The sequence below is a fragment of the Idiomarina sp. genome, from assembly GCF_048265525.1.
Lineage (GTDB): Bacteria > Pseudomonadota > Gammaproteobacteria > Enterobacterales > Alteromonadaceae > Idiomarina.
The window spans coordinates 106,557-122,177 of the sequence record NZ_JBLXBI010000003.1; the positions used below are offsets into that span (position 1 = coordinate 106,557).

Below are 15,621 nucleotides of genomic sequence, written 5' to 3' on the forward strand. Positions count from 1 at the left end.
GCTGTTAATGCCTAATTTATAGGCTCTGATTTCTCCCCAAATTAGCTAGCTACTAGTTTGCTCAATACTTTTCATAGTGGCAATTATTAATATTGCTTTTTACTGGTCGAGTACCGGTTTTGACTGGATGTTTCTTGGCAAAAATATGCTTTACGCGTCAGCCACCGGTTATTGGATTTGGCGGCTTTTGATTATGCCTTATAGAAAACGAAAAGCACTTGAAGCGGATAATACTTAGGAGCTATTTTAGCTTTGACATTGTCCAGTCATCGTCTTTTCTGACTGTCGATATTTTCCAATTGTCGATCAGAGTTAGAAAGTCGTTACGATGGCGCTAGTATTATTAAAAGTATTGAGAACATTTAACATGAGAAGTAGATGAAACGAAGAGACCATGAAAACGCTGTTAATTATACTCTTGGAGTAACCGGAGCCTCGACTGTCATTGCTTTTTTCAGATCAATAACCCAGTCAAAAGTTTTAACTGTAATGTTTTTTGTAGGTTCAGTCGCTATTTTTAGCTTCCTCTATTTTCTCTTTGCCGGTTAAAGGGTGCGACGCTACCACCGCCGCTGAAGTATCGAAGAGCTCATAAGTTGGTATCGTCTATACTCGTCCGCTATGAGCGAAAAACGGATCATCAAAACAGCTCCATTTGGAAGCCCAAATAAATGGGCTTGGAGCCACTAAATTGGCAGGTGCGGGTAAGCCTGTTGGCGGTTTTGATAAGTCAGAATATCTGGTTTTTGAATGACGCCTTTATCAATATTGATAGCCCGCCGTATGGTTTCATTTTGCTGCCATCCATCCGGTCCTGCGGCTATGGCCGGTAAATGGAAAACCAATGCGGCAGAAATTGAGCGTGAGGCACTTTCCCAAAAATAGCTGGGTGTATGGTCAACGGCGTAGTAATCCACTTTTTCAACTTGAAACATGGGATTTTTAAAGGTGGTTGGTTTAGCAAAATAAAAACCCATACCTTCGTCACAACTGACATCAATAATCAAACAGCCCGGTTTGAGACAAGCTTTTTCTTGTTCGATGACAAAGTCGATAGGGTTGTTGGTGTCTTGATAGATGCCATTGATAATGAGCCCCGATTCGCTGATCAAATCACACAGTGGCCTTTCTGTACCGTCATGTTCAACCACCATCATTCTTGCTTGATCGGCACCGCCAGCTCTTAACCAAACATAATGACAATCGAGGACTTCTTCACGGACCTCATGATCAGGTCGCTGAATGCAGATAGTAATATCGCGAAAGCCATGGGCTTTGAGTGCATAAATAGCCCCACGACTGACAGCACCAAAACTGAAAATAAGCGCTTTACGCTGATTACCATAATGGCCGTCTATGCCCTTAAGCTGGAGCGCATGGATAACACCGCAATATCCCGCCATTTCATTATTTTTATAGAATGTATGGCGCCCAACCTGGCCTTGGGGACCCCAGACATACATATCTTCAAAAGCGATTAAAGTCTGTTTTCTATCAATGCCAATCTGGGTGACTTCCCGTTGTTGTGTGCAATGAGGATAACCCCAGAGTACGCCGCCGATCCGCAATTGCTCAAAATCGGCAAGTACTGGTTTGGCGATAACAACCGTGTTCATGGTTTCTAATAACTCGTCTCTTGATGCCAATCCTCCCACCTGAGCCGCGAGTTCAGCATCATCAATACCAAAGCGTTCGCCATAGCCGGTTTCAAAAATGAGTTGCTTACGTATTTTTTCGGGGATTCTGGATAAATGATCCGGATGTATCGGCACGCGCCGTTCATCTTCCTTTTTAGAACTGCCAATAACGCCTAGTGAAGTCATATTCATGGTATTGCCTTGTGCTTGAGCGTTTGAACCAACAGTGGTTGGCAATTCTTACTGCAAGCGAGAATGAAATGTGCAGGTACTTTGATGTGGAGAATAGGTTTTGATTGTAAATGCGAGAAGACTGGAGCTTGTGAACCTAAAAAAGCTATGCTGAGAGTGTAGCACAGTTCGGGTTTTCTATCTGAATATTAAGGGCAACCTACCTGTGAAGTGACAATATAGTTTGTAAACTGAGTGGAGAGTAACACTAACTCCTTGTTGACCGCTAAATGCCAAGAGCGGGCGTTAACGCCTTGCTTCACTCGACCGCACGGAGTAGAGCCGCAAAGCGGAGTGCGGGTCGAGTGCAAGCAATTGTTAGCTTCTCTGCAAACTACTGTGAGGCACAGGCTTTTATGTTACCACTTCCATCAGAGCATTTAAGAACGAACTTAGGTGCAATCGATAGCAGGTTTTTATGCAAATTTAGAGGGTCAACTTCGCCGTCTGTGTGAAAAGCAAAACCTTCCAACAATGAGCGAGCTTTAAACATTTCTTGTTCCCATAAGTTTTTATTGAGGCGCATACACGACTGAACATTAGCTGTTTCACTGCAGGCTTTTGTAGCTCGTTCGTGAACGATTAGCTGATGTAAGCATTCCTCTTTGAAGCTCCCGGGTTTAACGTTTTGGGCGCAAAATTCCTCTTTGTTTGAACCTGTTTTAAAGCTGGAAAATGATTCTGAATAGTTGTTTATTTTTACTCCGCTTGCACAGGCTGAAAGTACCGCTGTTATTGCCACTGGTAGTAATATTTTTTTCATTTTATTTCCTTTGAATTTAAATCAATTAACAGGGAGCTGACACCTGTTAATTGTGCGTGCTCACTTTGTCACTCGTTGAATAAGTAGTTACCTAGCTTTAAATTACTAAGGTAAAAAAGATTTCAGCCATGAAACGCTCTAAATAAGCCAAATTAATGTGAGCATGCTCAATTATATTCTAACGAGCACACAATGCCCAACATTATGTAATTGATAGTAAAAGACTTAAATACACACCGCAATAAAAAACGCGCAATAACGCAGAGAGAAAAGAGTCGTGCCTAATTCGCCCGCCAAAAAGCTTACTAATGATAGAGGGCCAAAGAGCCAATTAAGTTAGGCAAAATTCTAAGGTCCAGTCCTCGCTCATGGCGGACTGGCTATTTGGTGCCAAAGGCAGAAGATTGGAACACGGAACGGGAAACGGATAATCATGATTAGTGGCTGGTTTGTCTTTTAGTGTTAAAAAAATTATCGTAGATTCAGTTTTCGTAGTGAACAAGGACGTCTTTCTATGTCTTCTTTGAAACAATCTTTTCTTCTTTTATTTGCTATTGTTTGCTCAATAATTTTTGTAGTGGCTATTGTGAATATTGTCTTTTACTGGCCGAGTACAGGTTTTGATTGGATGTTTTTTGGCAAAAATGTGCTTTACGCCATAGCCTCCGGTTATTGGGTATGGAAGCTTTTAATTATGCCTAATAAAAGAAAGAAAATTGAGTCCTGAAACTCTTAGGACATAGTCGCGTCCGATCCTCGCTCAAGGTTGACAGAAAAATTCCTCACTGTTCGGCACTATTGCTTTCTAGAGGCTCGCCTTCCTCATCTTGCAACTGATTATCAAACGCTGCTTGAAGACCCGTTTCCTCTTCAGGTATGTCACCTTCATGTTCAGTATGGCCGGGATAAAATGGTGATATTAGTGCGATAAGAACGCCCACCGCTGCAAAAATAGAAAAGCTCTCGGCATAGCCAAATTCACCGACTAGTAAGCCAATAATAGGCGACCCTGCTGCCTGACCTAAGGCACAAGCTACAAAGGGTAGCACAGGTCCTATTGACAGGCGGCCCGGCAATAAACGAATGCCTGTCATCAAGTACAGCCCGGTTAGACTCATGTAGGCCAAGCCGAAGATCAAAGCTGAAAACACGGCAAGATAGATTTGACTTGGGCTGGCGGCTAATAGAGTCAAACTGGTTGTTAGCATCATCAGCATTAGTGCATGCGTGATAGCCGGGTTATTTCTATCGGCCAAATCACTAATAATAGCGCCACCCAAACCTGCAATACCTAAGGCCAACCATAACCAACCACTTTGTTGAGGTGATAATGAGCCCAAATTGGTGACTAAATCCGGCCCAAACGTCCAGTAAGCTGAAGCAATAAAGCCCATGGTGAAAGCAAATAAAGATAGTTTTAATAGACGCCACCATTGTCTAGCTTTGATTTTAGGTGGTGGCGCTGCATTTGATGGGGTAAGCCTGGAAACCGAAGGAATTAAATACCAGGCAAGAAGAACACCAATAATGGCTATTACCGTGAATGATAAATAGGCGTAGCGCCACGCCCCAACTAAAAATAATACAGCTGGAACAGAGAGCGCGACGCCAATGCTTGTGCCGGCATTCATTACTGAACTGACCCGTCCATGGATGGAGCGGTCGACCAAAGCCTGCATGGCTGAAGTTAAAGCTGGCATCATTAAGCCAGTGCATATACCACAAGCGAATACCCCTAAGCCGAGACTTATGGGGCCAGTTGCCTGACTCACTGTAGCCAGACCGAGAACACTAAACAAAGCAGATAACACTGTCGTGTTACGTGCACCAAAATATTTGGTAACTAAAGGAGCCACTAAACTGATAAAAACGAAACTTATAAGGGGAAGTGCGGCGATAACACCGATTGTATTAGCGCTGATCTCTAGGTCAGCACGTATTTGCGGGACAAACAAACCGAAGGCGAAACGAGCTAAACCAAAGCTTATGGCAATAAGTGTGGCGCCTGTAAGCGCAAAGCGGATGCCTGAGACTTGTCCCATAAAAGCGTCTTAAACCGAAGATTCATGTTATCAGTTTAAGACGCTTTTATGGGTTACGAAACCCTTGAGTATGGTTAAATATGCGCGAGCAACAGTTGAACCTGTTGCCCGATATAAAAAATTTTTAACGCAAACTCTGGTTTCTGGCTTAATTGCAGTCCGACTCAATGACACGTCGCAGATGGGTTAATACAGTACCCATTGTCTCTTTACTATAACTGCTCACAACTCCGACCCACAAGCAAAACCACTACTCCAGGCCCACTGAAAGTTGAATCCTCCCAACCAGCCGGTTACGTCCAGCACTTCGCCAATAAAGTACAGGCCGGGTTGTTTCTGGCTTTCCATGGTTTTGGAACTGACTTCGTCGACGTTTACACCGCCTAAGGTAACTTCGGCGGTGCGGTAGCCTTCGGTGCCGTTGGGCTTTAGCTGCCAGTGGTTAAGGTTGTCGGCTATGGCCTGAAATTGTGCGTTAGAGGTGTCGGCCAGTTTATTGTTCAGCGGCCATTGGTGGTGCTCTGCTAATGCGGTCACCACTCGTTTGGGGAAGTGTTGCTGTAATACGGTATTAAGCTGGGTTTTGGGTTGCTGCTGCTGTTGTGTTTTCAGCCACTCAAAGGCGTCTAAGTCGGGTAGCAGGTTAATAGTAACGGCTTCGCCGGGTTGCCAGTAGGAAGACACTTGCAAAATGGCCGGTCCGCTGACGCCACGGTGGGTAAACAGCATGGCTTCTCGGAAATAGCCGTCGTGGGCTTCTGCGCTTACGGGGACGGCCACACCTGAAAGCTCGGCAAAGCGGGCCTTTTCGTCGTCCTGCAGAGTAAAAGGCACTAAACCGGCGCGTACCGGCACAATGGAATGCCCAAACTGTTCGGCAATTTGATACCCCAACGGGGTGGCGCCCAATTTGGGCATAGATAACCCACCACAGGCAATAACCAGTTTATCGCAGCTATAGTCGCCACGGCTGGTTTCAATGCGGTAGTTGTCGTCGTAGTCTACTGACACAATCTCGGTGCGTAACTGAACTTTGGCTCCGTGTCGGTCGCATTCGCTCATTAACATGCGCACAATGTCTTTGGCGGAGTCGTCGCAAAACAACTGACCTAAGGTTTTTTCGTGGTAGGCAATGCCGTATTCAGCCACCAGGCCAATGAAATCCCACTGGGTGTAGCGGCTGAGTGCCGACTTGCAAAAATGCGGGTTGGAAGACAGAAAGTTCTCGGGGCCGGCGTACATATTGGTGAAATTGCAGCGGCCGCCGCCGGAAATCAGGATTTTCTTGCCCGCCTGCTTGGCGTGATCCAATACCAGCACCGACTTACCGCGCTGTGCGGCATGAGCGGCGCAGTGCAACCCCGCCGCGCCGGCACCAATAATAATCACATCCCAGTTCGACATTATTTCTGCAACTGCTCCAGTATGTATTCGGCTTTGCTCACTTCAAAGGACTTGTCCTCTTCTACAAACACAGCTTTTACCTGGCCGTCGGTAATAATCATGGCGTAGCGCTTAGAACGGATGCCACCGAAGTTACCGGTGTCCATGCTAAGGCCCATTATCTGGTTGTATGCGCCGTTGCCGTCAGACAATAGCCGAACCTTTTCTCCGATCCCTAAAGATTCGCCCCAGGCCTTCATAACAAAGGCGTCATTTACAGCCACACAGTTAACGCTCAGAACACCCGCTTCTTTTAATGCTTCGGCGTGCTCTACGTAGCCGGGCAGGTGTTTCTCCGAACAGGTCGGAGTAAACGCGCCAGGCACTGAAAACAGTACGTGCGTGCCTTTGGCGAATATCTCTGCCGGGTCGTAGTTCTGAATGCCAAGATCACCTTTGCTGGTCAGTGAACCTGATGGAATTTTATCGCCTTCTTTAATTTGCTGACTCATGAAAACCTCGTTTTATATAAACATCAAAGCGATGTTTTTTACTCTTAATTTGACTGTTTGGTTCACGCCCGGCCAGAAAAGGTGCGCTGTTCGGGCGCTTAACTACGACTCGGTATTTGGCCAGGGCGATGGCGGGTTCCAGCAAAGTATCAGCGTCTTCGTCGCTGCCGACTAACTGCTGGAACATTTGCATGTCTTTTTTCACTTGTGCCTTTTGCTTGCCGGTTTTTGGGTACATGGGGTCTAAATAAACCACGTCGGGGTCGTGGGTGAAGCCTTTACCCGTATATAAGTTGTCGGTTCCGATTAAATGCATGCGCTGGCAGGTTTCGCCAATGAAGTCGGCTTCCTGCTGGGCTCTGTGCAGGCCATTGTCGAGCAGTGCAGCGACAACCGGATGGCGTTCAATTAACTGAACGTCACAACCTAGCCCGGCTAGTACAAAGGCGTCTCGCCCAAGGCCGGCGGTGCCGTCGACAACCGATGGCTTAAACTGCCCGGTGACACCAGCTGCTTTAGCAATTGCTTCGTTTTTTAACTGTGTGTTCTGAGCACGGTAGGCCGCTTTGCCCTGATGAAAGTCGACCACTAAAGGTGACATTTTTTGTGGGCTTTGCAGCCAATGCAGCGCTAGTACATCGTCGTTCAGCCACAGTTGAAAAACGTCACTATCGGTGGCTTCAGACGGGAGGCTCCAACACTTAGCAATCTCTTTTGCCTCAACGGTTTCAGCATCGCTGCCTGCAAGAACGGGAACCAGGACTACGGCTGTCACTGTGCGGCCTTACGTTGCATATCAATGTGTGGAATATCGTCTTCCAGATACTCGTTGCTAATGGCTTCAAAGCCGAAGCTTTGGTAGAACTTCAGCAGATAAACCTGTGCGCCTACCCGAATTGGGGCTTTGGGGGCATATTCTTCAAGATAGTCGATGCTGCGTTGCATGACTTCAACACCCAGCTTCTGACCTCGCACTTTCTCGTGGGTTATTACCCGACCAATACGAGAATAGCCGGTATCGGCGGTGGCCAGGTATAGCCGGGCGTAGGCGATCATTTCATCGGCATTGTTGCGGGCGTACAAATGTAAGGCCTGCTCATCGGCGCCGTCAGCGTCCAGGTAAGGACAGGTTTGCTCTACCACAAAAACTTCCTGCCGAAGTTTCAGTAAGTCGTACAGATCATGCAGTGAAAGGTCGTTAAATGCTTTTAAATGCCAGTTCATGTGCCTACTTTCTTCAATGAGTTGCTAAGAGAAACCACGTTGCTTTTATTGACTTCGCTATCATATAAGGCGAGCAGCTCGGCCACGGGTTTGCGGCCGTCGCCTTTTTGGCTAATGCTGCGCGAAACCGACAAGCTACTGATATCGGCGTGCTTGTACAAGGCGCGGGTGAGGTCGGTGTCGTGGTTGCTGATCAGTACCGGAATATGGCGTTTCTTTGCAACCTGTACCGCGCGGCGAGCTAACTCGTCCTGATCGGTCAGGCCAAAGCCACCGGTGGCGTAGCTGGTAAAGTTAGAGGTCTGGTCCAGCGGTGCGTAGGGTGGGTCGCAGTAAATCACATCGCCTTGTCGTGCACGTCGAAAAACCTGTTCAAATGGACGGCAAATAAACTTGGCTTTGCGCGCTTTCTCGGAAAAATGCTCGAGCTCTTTTTCCGGGAAGTAAGGTTTGCGGTAGTCACCAAAGGGCACGTTAAAAATGCCTTTGCTGTTATAACGACACAGGCCGTTGTAGCCGTGGCGGTTCATATACAGAAAAAGCAGAGAGCGAAAGTAAGGGTCGCTACTGGCATTAAAGGCGGCGCGCAGGGCGTAATAAGCGTCGGCCTGGTTGTTACGGTCAACGAACAGTTTGCGGGCGTCCTGAATAAAAGTTTTCGGACGGCGCTTCACAAACTGATACAGGGTAATGAGGTCCTGATTAATGTCGTTAAGCAGGTAGCTGTCGTAGTCGGTATTCAGAAAGACTGAACCGGCGCCCACAAAAGGCTCGATGAGCTTTTTACCTTGCGGCAAGCGTGCTGTTATCGGCTCGATAAGTGAGTACTTACCGCCTGCCCATTTTAAAAATGCCCGATTCTTCTTCATGCGCCGGCCGTTGGTTTATCCTTTGCGGATTGTAACCCAAAGGCCGGGGGATGAAAATTGCTGACTGCGTGATTCGTCCCGCTACTGGCTATTAATGTCGCTTTGTACACTGGCAAACGACTTCGCCCAGGGTTCCATTTGCTGCACTTCAGCTGGCAACTGCGTGGCGGCTGCACGTGCTTGTTCAATGCTGGGGTAGCTGCCAAAAATAACCACATAACGTTGGTCGGCACGCTGGTAAACCTGGGTATTAGCGGCAATACCGTAGTCGTTACGGAAATTGCGCAGTAGCTGCGGGTCGCTAATAATGCTGATTTGCAGCGTATAGTTGCCTGAGCTCTGATCCAGCGCCCATTGGGTCTGGAACGGTAGCGCACGTTGGGGCTGTTGCGGTTGCGGCTCAGGTTGTTCTGCTTTAACTTCTGGTTCTGGTTGGGCTACAACGGTATCAATGCCTGCCTCGGCCGCCGACTGCTCGTTAGACTTTCCGACAGGCTCTGCTTCCTGTGGCTGTTGTTGCTTTATGAAGCCAAGTGAGATTTCGCCTTCTGATATTTCAGAGGCAGCGACAGTATTCAATGTTCCCAGAGCGTTCCGATAAGACGCCGCTAATTCTGCAGGAACCAGTTCTAATGAACGCTCGGTTAAAGGCTCAAAACTTGGCAGGCTGGCGGCTTGCTCTGTTGCTTCTGCTGTTGTTTCAGCCGCGCTCTCTGTCGTGTTGTTTGCAGCGTCTCTTGCGGTCGTTTCTGCCGGTGCCGCTGATTCAGGATTCACTTGCTGCCAATAGGCGGTTAACTGTTCTTTATTCAAAAAGCCGGCAAAAGCCAGACTAATAACCACTGTCACTAAAATAATGGGCCAAAGGCGCATTTTCCGACGATTGTTTTGTTCCGGGCTATGTTTTGCTTTGCTTTGCTCGCTTGCGTCTTTACCGTCGGCATTCTTGTGGGAATTCTCGTCTGTCGTGGTATCGCGATAACGGGCAGCCTGAGTGGTCAGAGTAAATTGCAGACGTTGCTGAATTTCTCCGGGAAACCCATGAATGGAATTTAAAAATTGCTGAATGCGTTCCAGGTTCCAGAAGCTGCGCTGTTTTTCTGGTAATAACGCCTGCACAAAACGTATTTGTTCGTCGTGGTTCAGTGGCTGGACTTCTATCATGGTTGGCCCCTGCACCCGCAAGTGCGGTGCAGGGCGCTGCTGTTGAGCCCAGCGACTATCTCCGGTAATGATAATACTGGTGCGCTGACCAATGGCACTCAGTTGGGTAACGGTAGAAATACATTCGGCCATAAAGCTTTCGGATAGCTGTTCGCCGTTATCAATAACAACAATGGCGTGCTTTAGCGGATGCTGGCGCTGAATCTGACGACTTAACGACTCGTCGTTAATGCTGATAGTGCCAAACAGCTGGTTCAGAATTTGTGCGCGGAGGCGGTCATTGGTAGAGCGCTCGTTGGCGCTGATAAAAGCGACTTCAGCGTATTCCGATGCTTGTTCAAGAAAGACTTCAGCAATGGTGGTTTTGCCGCTGCCTTCTTTACCGTGCAGCATAATAAGCGACACGCTCTGCTGGCACTGCTCGTGTAGCTGGTCAATAACCTGCTGTTGGCTCGGTTTCGTTTTTACCGGCGCGGCAACAATATGTTGTGGGCTTGCAAGTGCTTGCATCTGTCTGTTCCTGTCTGTCAGCCGAATAGAGATAACGCGTTGGCGTTAGCAACATTCAGTGATCACAGCAGCAACGGTATTGTGTTCTACAGTACTGACAACTTCAGCCTGACCAATAGCAACCGGAAGAACAAAATGCAGTTGACCGTCTTTTACTTTCTTATCGCGCTGCATGTAATCTAACCAGTCCTGCCAGGGCATTTGCGGACCCTTTGTTGGCAAGCTAAGTGCCAGCAGTAAATCTTTAATGCGTCGAAAATCTGACGAATTGAGCCGCTGTGTCACTTCTGACAGCTTAGATGCAATTATAATGCCAGCAGCCACAGCCTCGCCGTGTGTCCATGCGCCGTATTCGGTGGCGGCTTCAATGGCATGGCCGAAGGTGTGACCTAAATTCAGCAATGCCCGCAGGCCTTTTTCGCGCTCGTCTAACGCCACAACTTCGGCTTTAATTTCGCAACTGCGTTGAATAGCGTAGGTCAGTGCGGCCGGGTCTTGCAGATTTAATTCTTCGGTATGTTGTTCCAGCCATTGGAAAAAATCGGCGTCGTAGATAACTCCGTATTTTACGATTTCGGCTAAACCGCTGCGGTAGTCACGTTCAGTAAGGGTTTGCAGGCAGTCAATGTCGATAACCACCGACTTAGGCTGATAAAAAGCGCCAATCAGGTTTTTGCCCTGGGGGTGATTAACCGCCGTTTTCCCGCCCACGGAAGAGTCAACTTGCGACAATAAAGTGGTCGGAATTTGGTAAAAATCGACACCGCGTTGAAAAGTTGACGCCACAAAGCCGGCTAAATCACCTACCACACCGCCGCCTAAGGCGATGATGCCACAGTCGCGGTTAAAACCTGCGTCTATCAGAATATCCATGGCTTCGGCATAGCTGTCCAGACTTTTGAACTGCTCGCCGTCGCGCATTTCAAACACTTTTACCTGATGACCGGCAAGGCTTTTTAATAACGGCTTAAGGTAGTACTGACTAATGGTCGGATTGGTGATGACCAGCAGTTGTTGATTCAGTTTGTGCGGAAGGCGCTCTACATAGTTGGGTAACAGGGCGTTACCAATGTAGATGGTGTAGCTGCGTTCACCTAAAGAGACGTTAACCTCAGCCATGAACGCAGCTCCTGTTACTTACCCAAGACCGTTAATGGACTCAAGCTGTTCGATAATGTCGTTGACCACAAACTTTGCACTTTGCTCATCGGTTTGCACCGTAATATCGGCAATTTCTTCGTACAAAGGATCGCGCTCTTGTGCCAGTTCTTCAAGCACTTTGCGTGGGTCTTCAGCTTCAGCAATTAGAGGCCGGCGTTTATCACGCTGGGTACGAGCCAACTGCTTCTCGATAGGGGTCTTTAAATACACCACTACACCCCGAGCCGATAACCTGTTACGGCTTTCTTTGCTCATGACCGAGCCGCCACCTGTCGCTAAGACGATGCCCATGTTTTCGGTAAGCTCTTCGATCACTTTTTCTTCGCGTGCACGAAAGCCTTCTTCACCTTCAAGCTCGAACACCCAGCTGATTTCGGCACCTGTGCGGCGCTCAATTTCAGAATCTGAGTCGTAGAACTCTAAATGTAATTGTCTGGCGATTTGACGGCCAATCGTACTTTTGCCAGCCCCCATGGGCCCAACAAGAAAAATATTACGTTTCTCAGCCATATTCCTGCTTACATCATTGGTTAAAATTAGCTGTAACTCACGAATCCGGAGTGTCTGGAGACGTCCCCCAACCCAACGAAAAGAAGCGCGATTATCGCAACTTGAGCCCACTTTAGCAATAGTAATCGGCTTTTGGACTAACTTTGTGGCAATATCGTTGGTGTTACAAAAATCATAAGTTCCCGCTTTTCATCGCGTTGCTGCTGATGAGAGAACAATTTCCCGATTAATGGCAGCGACCCTAAGATGGGGACGCGACTGTCATCATTCAAGTTATGTTCCTGAAAGATTCCGCCCAGAACGATAGTTTCGCCATTTTTTGCCAGCACACGGGTGGACATTTCCTGAGTGTCGATAGCAACAGCGGGGCCGGTTGGGGTGGCAACGGTATCGCCGCGCGTGTTCTGAGTAATGGTCAGCTCCATTAGAACATGGTTATTGGGTGTAATTTGCGGTGTAACGCTTAAGCCCATAACCGCTTTTTTAAACTGCACGGCGGTAGCACCGTGTGCAGCAGTCTCAACATAAGGTATTTCGGTGCCCTGCTCTATGTAGGCGGGCTGTTGGTTCGACGTGAAAATTTTCGGGCTGGTAATAATTTCCGCTTTGTTCTCCTGCTCCAGCGCGGTTAATTCGAGATCCAATAGAATATCGTCACTCAGCCGCGCTAAATTAGCAGAAAAAGTGCCGGCGGGTGCGGCGGTAGGCAAGTCTACCTGCATGCCTTTGACAAAACTGCCTGCGTCTTCGGGTATCGCCAGACCGTATTCTGAAACGCCCCAGCGAATGCCCAGTTCTTTACTGACATTGGCTTTTACGGTAACCATCCGGGCTTCAATCAGCACCTGCTTAACCGGAACATCCAGGTCATTAACTAACTGACGTATGGAGTCCAACTGCTCTGGTGTGTCCCTTACTATTAGTGTATTGGTACGTTCGTCGACACTCACCGCGCCGTTAGGTGACAGAAAGCTCTGCTGCTCGCTCTTTAATAGCTTGGCTAAGTCGCTGGCTTTTGCAAAGTTAACGCTGAGTAAAATAGAGCGATACTCGCTGCTATCTGCGGTTTGTTGACCGGCAACATCAATGCGCAGCATAGATCCCTGCAGACGAATAGCGAGATTATGGCTTTCGATTAACGTCGCAAACGCGTCCTGCCATGCGACACCATTCAGTTTCAGGCTGGACTCGCCTTTCACGTTGTCGGTCATCAATATGTTCAGTTGATGCTGATCCGCCAATAATTGTATGAGCTCGCGTAGCGGCATTTTACGGGTGTTGAGTGACACCGGTTGTAAGCGCTGCTGTTCGCTCAGCAGGCTTTGCCAGTTCTTGTCGGCTGCATAGACGGGCGACACGGGCTGGAAACTCAGAATACCCAGCAGCAAAAAGACATAAAAAGAGAGTCGTGTTGGTATCATTGTGAGGAACTGTCCTTAGTTAAATGGAGTTTCAGCGGCTTTGCTGACCAGCATCCCGCTTGCTTTTCCCAAAACTGAAATTCGGCGTATTCGCCATTAACGCCTTGCAACTGCATGAGCGGATCAGCTATCCAGCTACTTTCTTCGAGTGTCAGCAGCGGTTGATCCGGTATTTTCAGCAGAGCTTTTTTAACCGGAGAGGTTTGAGTGGCAATTAATTGCACTAGCGACCAGTCATTAATGCGAATATCGCTTGGTTGCTCAGGTTGGCCCAAACATTTTATAGGTTCTGCGATAACGTCCGGAAAGTCTGATTTAAACAACGAATGAGTGCTAAGTTCTGAGGGTGCAGGGCTTTCGGCTTCTAACCAGAGAAATTGCCAGCTTAATTTGCCGCCGTTTTCCCCAGTGTCCCGCCACTTTAGTGTCTGCGTAAATGGAAACGGTTGTCGCATTTCCTGCTGTGCCTGCATGACAGAGGCGACCAACCGCAGCGCGTTCTGGTAAGTCCCGTTAACACCAACCAGCCACTGTTCGGCGTTTTCCGGGCTTTGTTGATAATAAAGGTCGACACTGTGTTGCCTTGCTGCCTGCGTTAATAAAGTGGAAACATCCGTTTCTGGGTGCTCCGTTACAACCGACTCGGCTTGCTCCGGAACCACGGGAACGGACTGCTGCAGTTGTTTCTGTTGTGTCCGAAGCTGCTCATTTAGTTGGCTTGCCTGATAGCTGGTAAGAAAGTAACTGATACCAATAGCCCCCGCCGTGAAAAGCAGAACCGCGCCGATCCATGACCACAGCGGTTTTTTAAGTGATTCAGCCATTAGGTTCAGCTCCGCTGTCCGCGTTTTTCTGAGGACTTGTGTAGGAGAACACCACACCTTGCTGAGGCAATAGTTGCTGCTTTAGTCCGGGTTTCACTAACTGCTTTTCCAGCCAAAAATACTGTTTATTGACCTGCTGTATCTGCTGGTAGACGGCGGTGAGCTTCATTTGTGAATGGCTAAGGGAAAGCTCGCGCTGCCGGAGTTGGTGCTGTGTTCGCTCAAGCAGAGCGTAAAATGCGTTGAGCATCTCGCGGCTAGTATGTTTTCGGTGGATAAAGGTTTTTTGCAACTGTTGCTGTTTTTGGTAAAGCTGCCAGCGTTTTAGTTGAGCATTCTGCTCTTCCAATACCAGCTTTTGCTCCGCCAGCTGATGCTTTAAGTTGCTCAGGTAACTCTCATAAGAAATGACCCATTGCACGGATAAAATGCTGACAATAAGCAGCAAGAGAATACCGAGACAATGCAGCGCGCGGTAGCGCAGCCATAGGCTTTGTTCCCGCCACTGCAACAGGTTTAGCGATGCCATTGACTGAACCCCCGCAAAGCTAACCCCAGCAGTACTAGCTCGTTGTCCAGGGCTGAAATAATGGGGGCAACGTTGTTCTGGAAAAAGGGGGCCGTAGAAAGCGCCAGATGCTTCAGTTGTTGCTGATTAGAAAGTTGCCGTTCAAGTTGCGACTGAATGGCTTTATCGCCAAAACTCATTACCCAGCTGAATTGATGAGAAAGCTGAGCCTTAAGCAAAAGACTCACTAGATTGTTGGTGTCGACATAGTCGAGCCGCTGAAAGACGCCGTTTTTACAATAAAGCAAAATGGATTGTTGCTGACGAAGCTCAACGACTACCCACGCCATGTTGGTTTCGAACTCGGCATTGTCAGGCCAAAGGTAAGGCAAAACCGCATTAGCTGCCCGTACTACTGACTGATATACGGGTTCAACCACCTGCACCGGCATTTTCAGTGGTGCCAGTAATACCAATAAATCCTCCAGTGCTGAACGCTGACCAATAACTGCCTCGGCCTCGTTCCCATGGCTATGGGTGAAATAGTCGTAACTTATGCCGGTATTGCGTTTTAACTGGGGCGGTAACTTTTCTAGTAATTGCTCTTCAACCTGCTGGTTATTGTCTAACGGAATTTTCTGATAGTGGGTGGCGCTGTAGTCCAGTGCCGAAACAATGCTGTCCGGTTTTAAACCCTTGTCGGTTAAGCTGCTCTGGTGCTGCTGAGAAAAATGTTCGACAACAAAATGCCGACCCCGGCGGGACAATTGTAAAACCAGACAATTTTCACGATTAATTTGCACAGCAAGTGGTTGTTGTCGAAGTAATGACATTAGACAATATCCTTATTGTAGAAAAGCCA

The 15,621-nt window shown here is 48.0% G+C and carries 15 protein-coding genes; all 15 read right to left on the reverse strand.

Annotation, left to right across the window (positions count from 1 at the left end; genetic code table 11):
• Positions 1–686: 686 nt before the first annotated feature.
• On the reverse strand, positions 687–1,829 hold the full coding sequence (locus ACN0TF_RS08115) for a N(5)-(carboxyethyl)ornithine synthase (protein WP_417441521.1): 1,143 nt from the start codon (positions 1,827–1,829) through the stop codon (positions 687–689).
• A 373-nt stretch (positions 1,830–2,202) separates the two neighbouring features.
• Positions 2,203–2,631, reverse strand: a complete 429-nt coding sequence (locus ACN0TF_RS08120; RefSeq protein WP_417441522.1) for a hypothetical protein — start codon at positions 2,629–2,631, stop codon at positions 2,203–2,205.
• Between the two features lie 782 nt (positions 2,632–3,413).
• A complete protein-coding gene (locus ACN0TF_RS08125) occupies positions 3,414–4,673 on the reverse strand; it encodes a CynX/NimT family MFS transporter (RefSeq protein ID WP_417441523.1) in 1,260 nt (419 codons plus the stop codon).
• A gap of 222 nt (positions 4,674–4,895) precedes the next feature.
• A complete protein-coding gene (locus ACN0TF_RS08130; RefSeq protein WP_417441524.1) occupies positions 4,896–6,077 on the reverse strand; it encodes an NAD(P)/FAD-dependent oxidoreductase in 1,182 nt (393 codons plus the stop codon).
• Complete coding sequence (locus ACN0TF_RS08135) at positions 6,077–6,568, reverse strand: peroxiredoxin (protein ID WP_417441525.1); 492 nt, start codon at positions 6,566–6,568, stop codon at positions 6,077–6,079. Before ACN0TF_RS08135 ends, ACN0TF_RS08130 begins: the two co-directional genes overlap by 1 nt.
• On the reverse strand, positions 6,552–7,328 hold the full coding sequence (locus tag ACN0TF_RS08140; RefSeq protein ID WP_417441670.1) for a class I SAM-dependent methyltransferase: 777 nt from the start codon (positions 7,326–7,328) through the stop codon (positions 6,552–6,554). Before ACN0TF_RS08140 ends, ACN0TF_RS08135 begins: the two co-directional genes overlap by 17 nt.
• A gap of 11 nt (positions 7,329–7,339) precedes the next feature.
• Complete coding sequence (locus tag ACN0TF_RS08145) at positions 7,340–7,792, reverse strand: GNAT family N-acetyltransferase (RefSeq protein WP_417441526.1); 453 nt, start codon at positions 7,790–7,792, stop codon at positions 7,340–7,342.
• Positions 7,789–8,661, reverse strand: a complete 873-nt coding sequence (locus ACN0TF_RS08150; RefSeq protein WP_114982334.1) for a Dam family site-specific DNA-(adenine-N6)-methyltransferase — start codon at positions 8,659–8,661, stop codon at positions 7,789–7,791. The genes ACN0TF_RS08145 and ACN0TF_RS08150 overlap by 4 nt, the downstream gene beginning before the upstream one ends.
• A gap of 81 nt (positions 8,662–8,742) precedes the next feature.
• The gene (locus ACN0TF_RS08155) at positions 8,743–10,335 is read right to left on the reverse strand and encodes an AAA family ATPase (protein WP_417441527.1); all 1,593 of its coding nucleotides are present in this window, start codon (positions 10,333–10,335) and stop codon (positions 8,743–8,745) included.
• Between the two features lie 45 nt (positions 10,336–10,380).
• Positions 10,381–11,454, reverse strand: a complete 1,074-nt coding sequence (aroB, locus tag ACN0TF_RS08160) for a 3-dehydroquinate synthase (RefSeq protein WP_417441528.1) — start codon at positions 11,452–11,454, stop codon at positions 10,381–10,383.
• An 18-nt stretch (positions 11,455–11,472) separates the two neighbouring features.
• A complete protein-coding gene (gene aroK / locus ACN0TF_RS08165) occupies positions 11,473–12,006 on the reverse strand; it encodes a shikimate kinase AroK (RefSeq protein ID WP_011235696.1) in 534 nt (177 codons plus the stop codon).
• A gap of 137 nt (positions 12,007–12,143) precedes the next feature.
• On the reverse strand, positions 12,144–13,427 hold the full coding sequence (locus tag ACN0TF_RS08170) for a type IV pilus secretin PilQ (protein WP_417441529.1): 1,284 nt from the start codon (positions 13,425–13,427) through the stop codon (positions 12,144–12,146).
• Entirely contained in the window at positions 13,424–14,251 is an 828-nt protein-coding gene (locus tag ACN0TF_RS08175; RefSeq protein ID WP_417441530.1) for a hypothetical protein, read from the reverse strand. Before ACN0TF_RS08175 ends, ACN0TF_RS08170 begins: the two co-directional genes overlap by 4 nt.
• On the reverse strand, positions 14,244–14,780 hold the full coding sequence (locus ACN0TF_RS08180; protein WP_417441531.1) for a hypothetical protein: 537 nt from the start codon (positions 14,778–14,780) through the stop codon (positions 14,244–14,246). Before ACN0TF_RS08180 ends, ACN0TF_RS08175 begins: the two co-directional genes overlap by 8 nt.
• Positions 14,768–15,592, reverse strand: a complete 825-nt coding sequence (locus ACN0TF_RS08185) for a hypothetical protein (RefSeq protein ID WP_417441532.1) — start codon at positions 15,590–15,592, stop codon at positions 14,768–14,770. Before ACN0TF_RS08185 ends, ACN0TF_RS08180 begins: the two co-directional genes overlap by 13 nt.
• Between the last annotated feature and the right edge of the window lie 29 nt (positions 15,593–15,621).

Excerpts from the sequence above, each read along its gene's own strand:
- ACN0TF_RS08115 (WP_417441521.1), bottom strand. The coding sequence starts at position 1,829 with ATGAATATGACTTCACTAGGCGTTATTGGCAGTTCTAAAAAGGAAGAT.
- ACN0TF_RS08120 (WP_417441522.1), bottom strand. The coding sequence starts at position 2,631 with ATGAAAAAAATATTACTACCAGTGGCAATAACAGCGGTACTTTCAGCC.
- ACN0TF_RS08125 (WP_417441523.1), bottom strand. The coding sequence starts at position 4,673 with ATGGGACAAGTCTCAGGCATCCGCTTTGCGCTTACAGGCGCCACACTT.
- ACN0TF_RS08130 (WP_417441524.1), bottom strand. The coding sequence starts at position 6,077 with ATGTCGAACTGGGATGTGATTATTATTGGTGCCGGCGCGGCGGGGTTG.
- ACN0TF_RS08135 (WP_417441525.1), bottom strand. The coding sequence starts at position 6,568 with ATGAGTCAGCAAATTAAAGAAGGCGATAAAATTCCATCAGGTTCACTG.
- ACN0TF_RS08145 (WP_417441526.1), bottom strand. The coding sequence starts at position 7,792 with ATGAACTGGCATTTAAAAGCATTTAACGACCTTTCACTGCATGATCTG.
- ACN0TF_RS08150 (WP_114982334.1), bottom strand. The coding sequence starts at position 8,661 with ATGAAGAAGAATCGGGCATTTTTAAAATGGGCAGGCGGTAAGTACTCA.
- ACN0TF_RS08155 (WP_417441527.1), bottom strand. The coding sequence starts at position 10,335 with ATGCAAGCACTTGCAAGCCCACAACATATTGTTGCCGCGCCGGTAAAA.
- aroB (WP_417441528.1), bottom strand. The coding sequence starts at position 11,454 with ATGGCTGAGGTTAACGTCTCTTTAGGTGAACGCAGCTACACCATCTAC.
- aroK (WP_011235696.1), bottom strand. The coding sequence starts at position 12,006 with ATGGCTGAGAAACGTAATATTTTTCTTGTTGGGCCCATGGGGGCTGGC.
- ACN0TF_RS08170 (WP_417441529.1), bottom strand. The coding sequence starts at position 13,427 with ATGATACCAACACGACTCTCTTTTTATGTCTTTTTGCTGCTGGGTATT.
- ACN0TF_RS08175 (WP_417441530.1), bottom strand. The coding sequence starts at position 14,251 with ATGGCTGAATCACTTAAAAAACCGCTGTGGTCATGGATCGGCGCGGTT.
- ACN0TF_RS08180 (WP_417441531.1), bottom strand. The coding sequence starts at position 14,780 with ATGGCATCGCTAAACCTGTTGCAGTGGCGGGAACAAAGCCTATGGCTG.
- ACN0TF_RS08185 (WP_417441532.1), bottom strand. The coding sequence starts at position 15,592 with ATGTCATTACTTCGACAACAACCACTTGCTGTGCAAATTAATCGTGAA.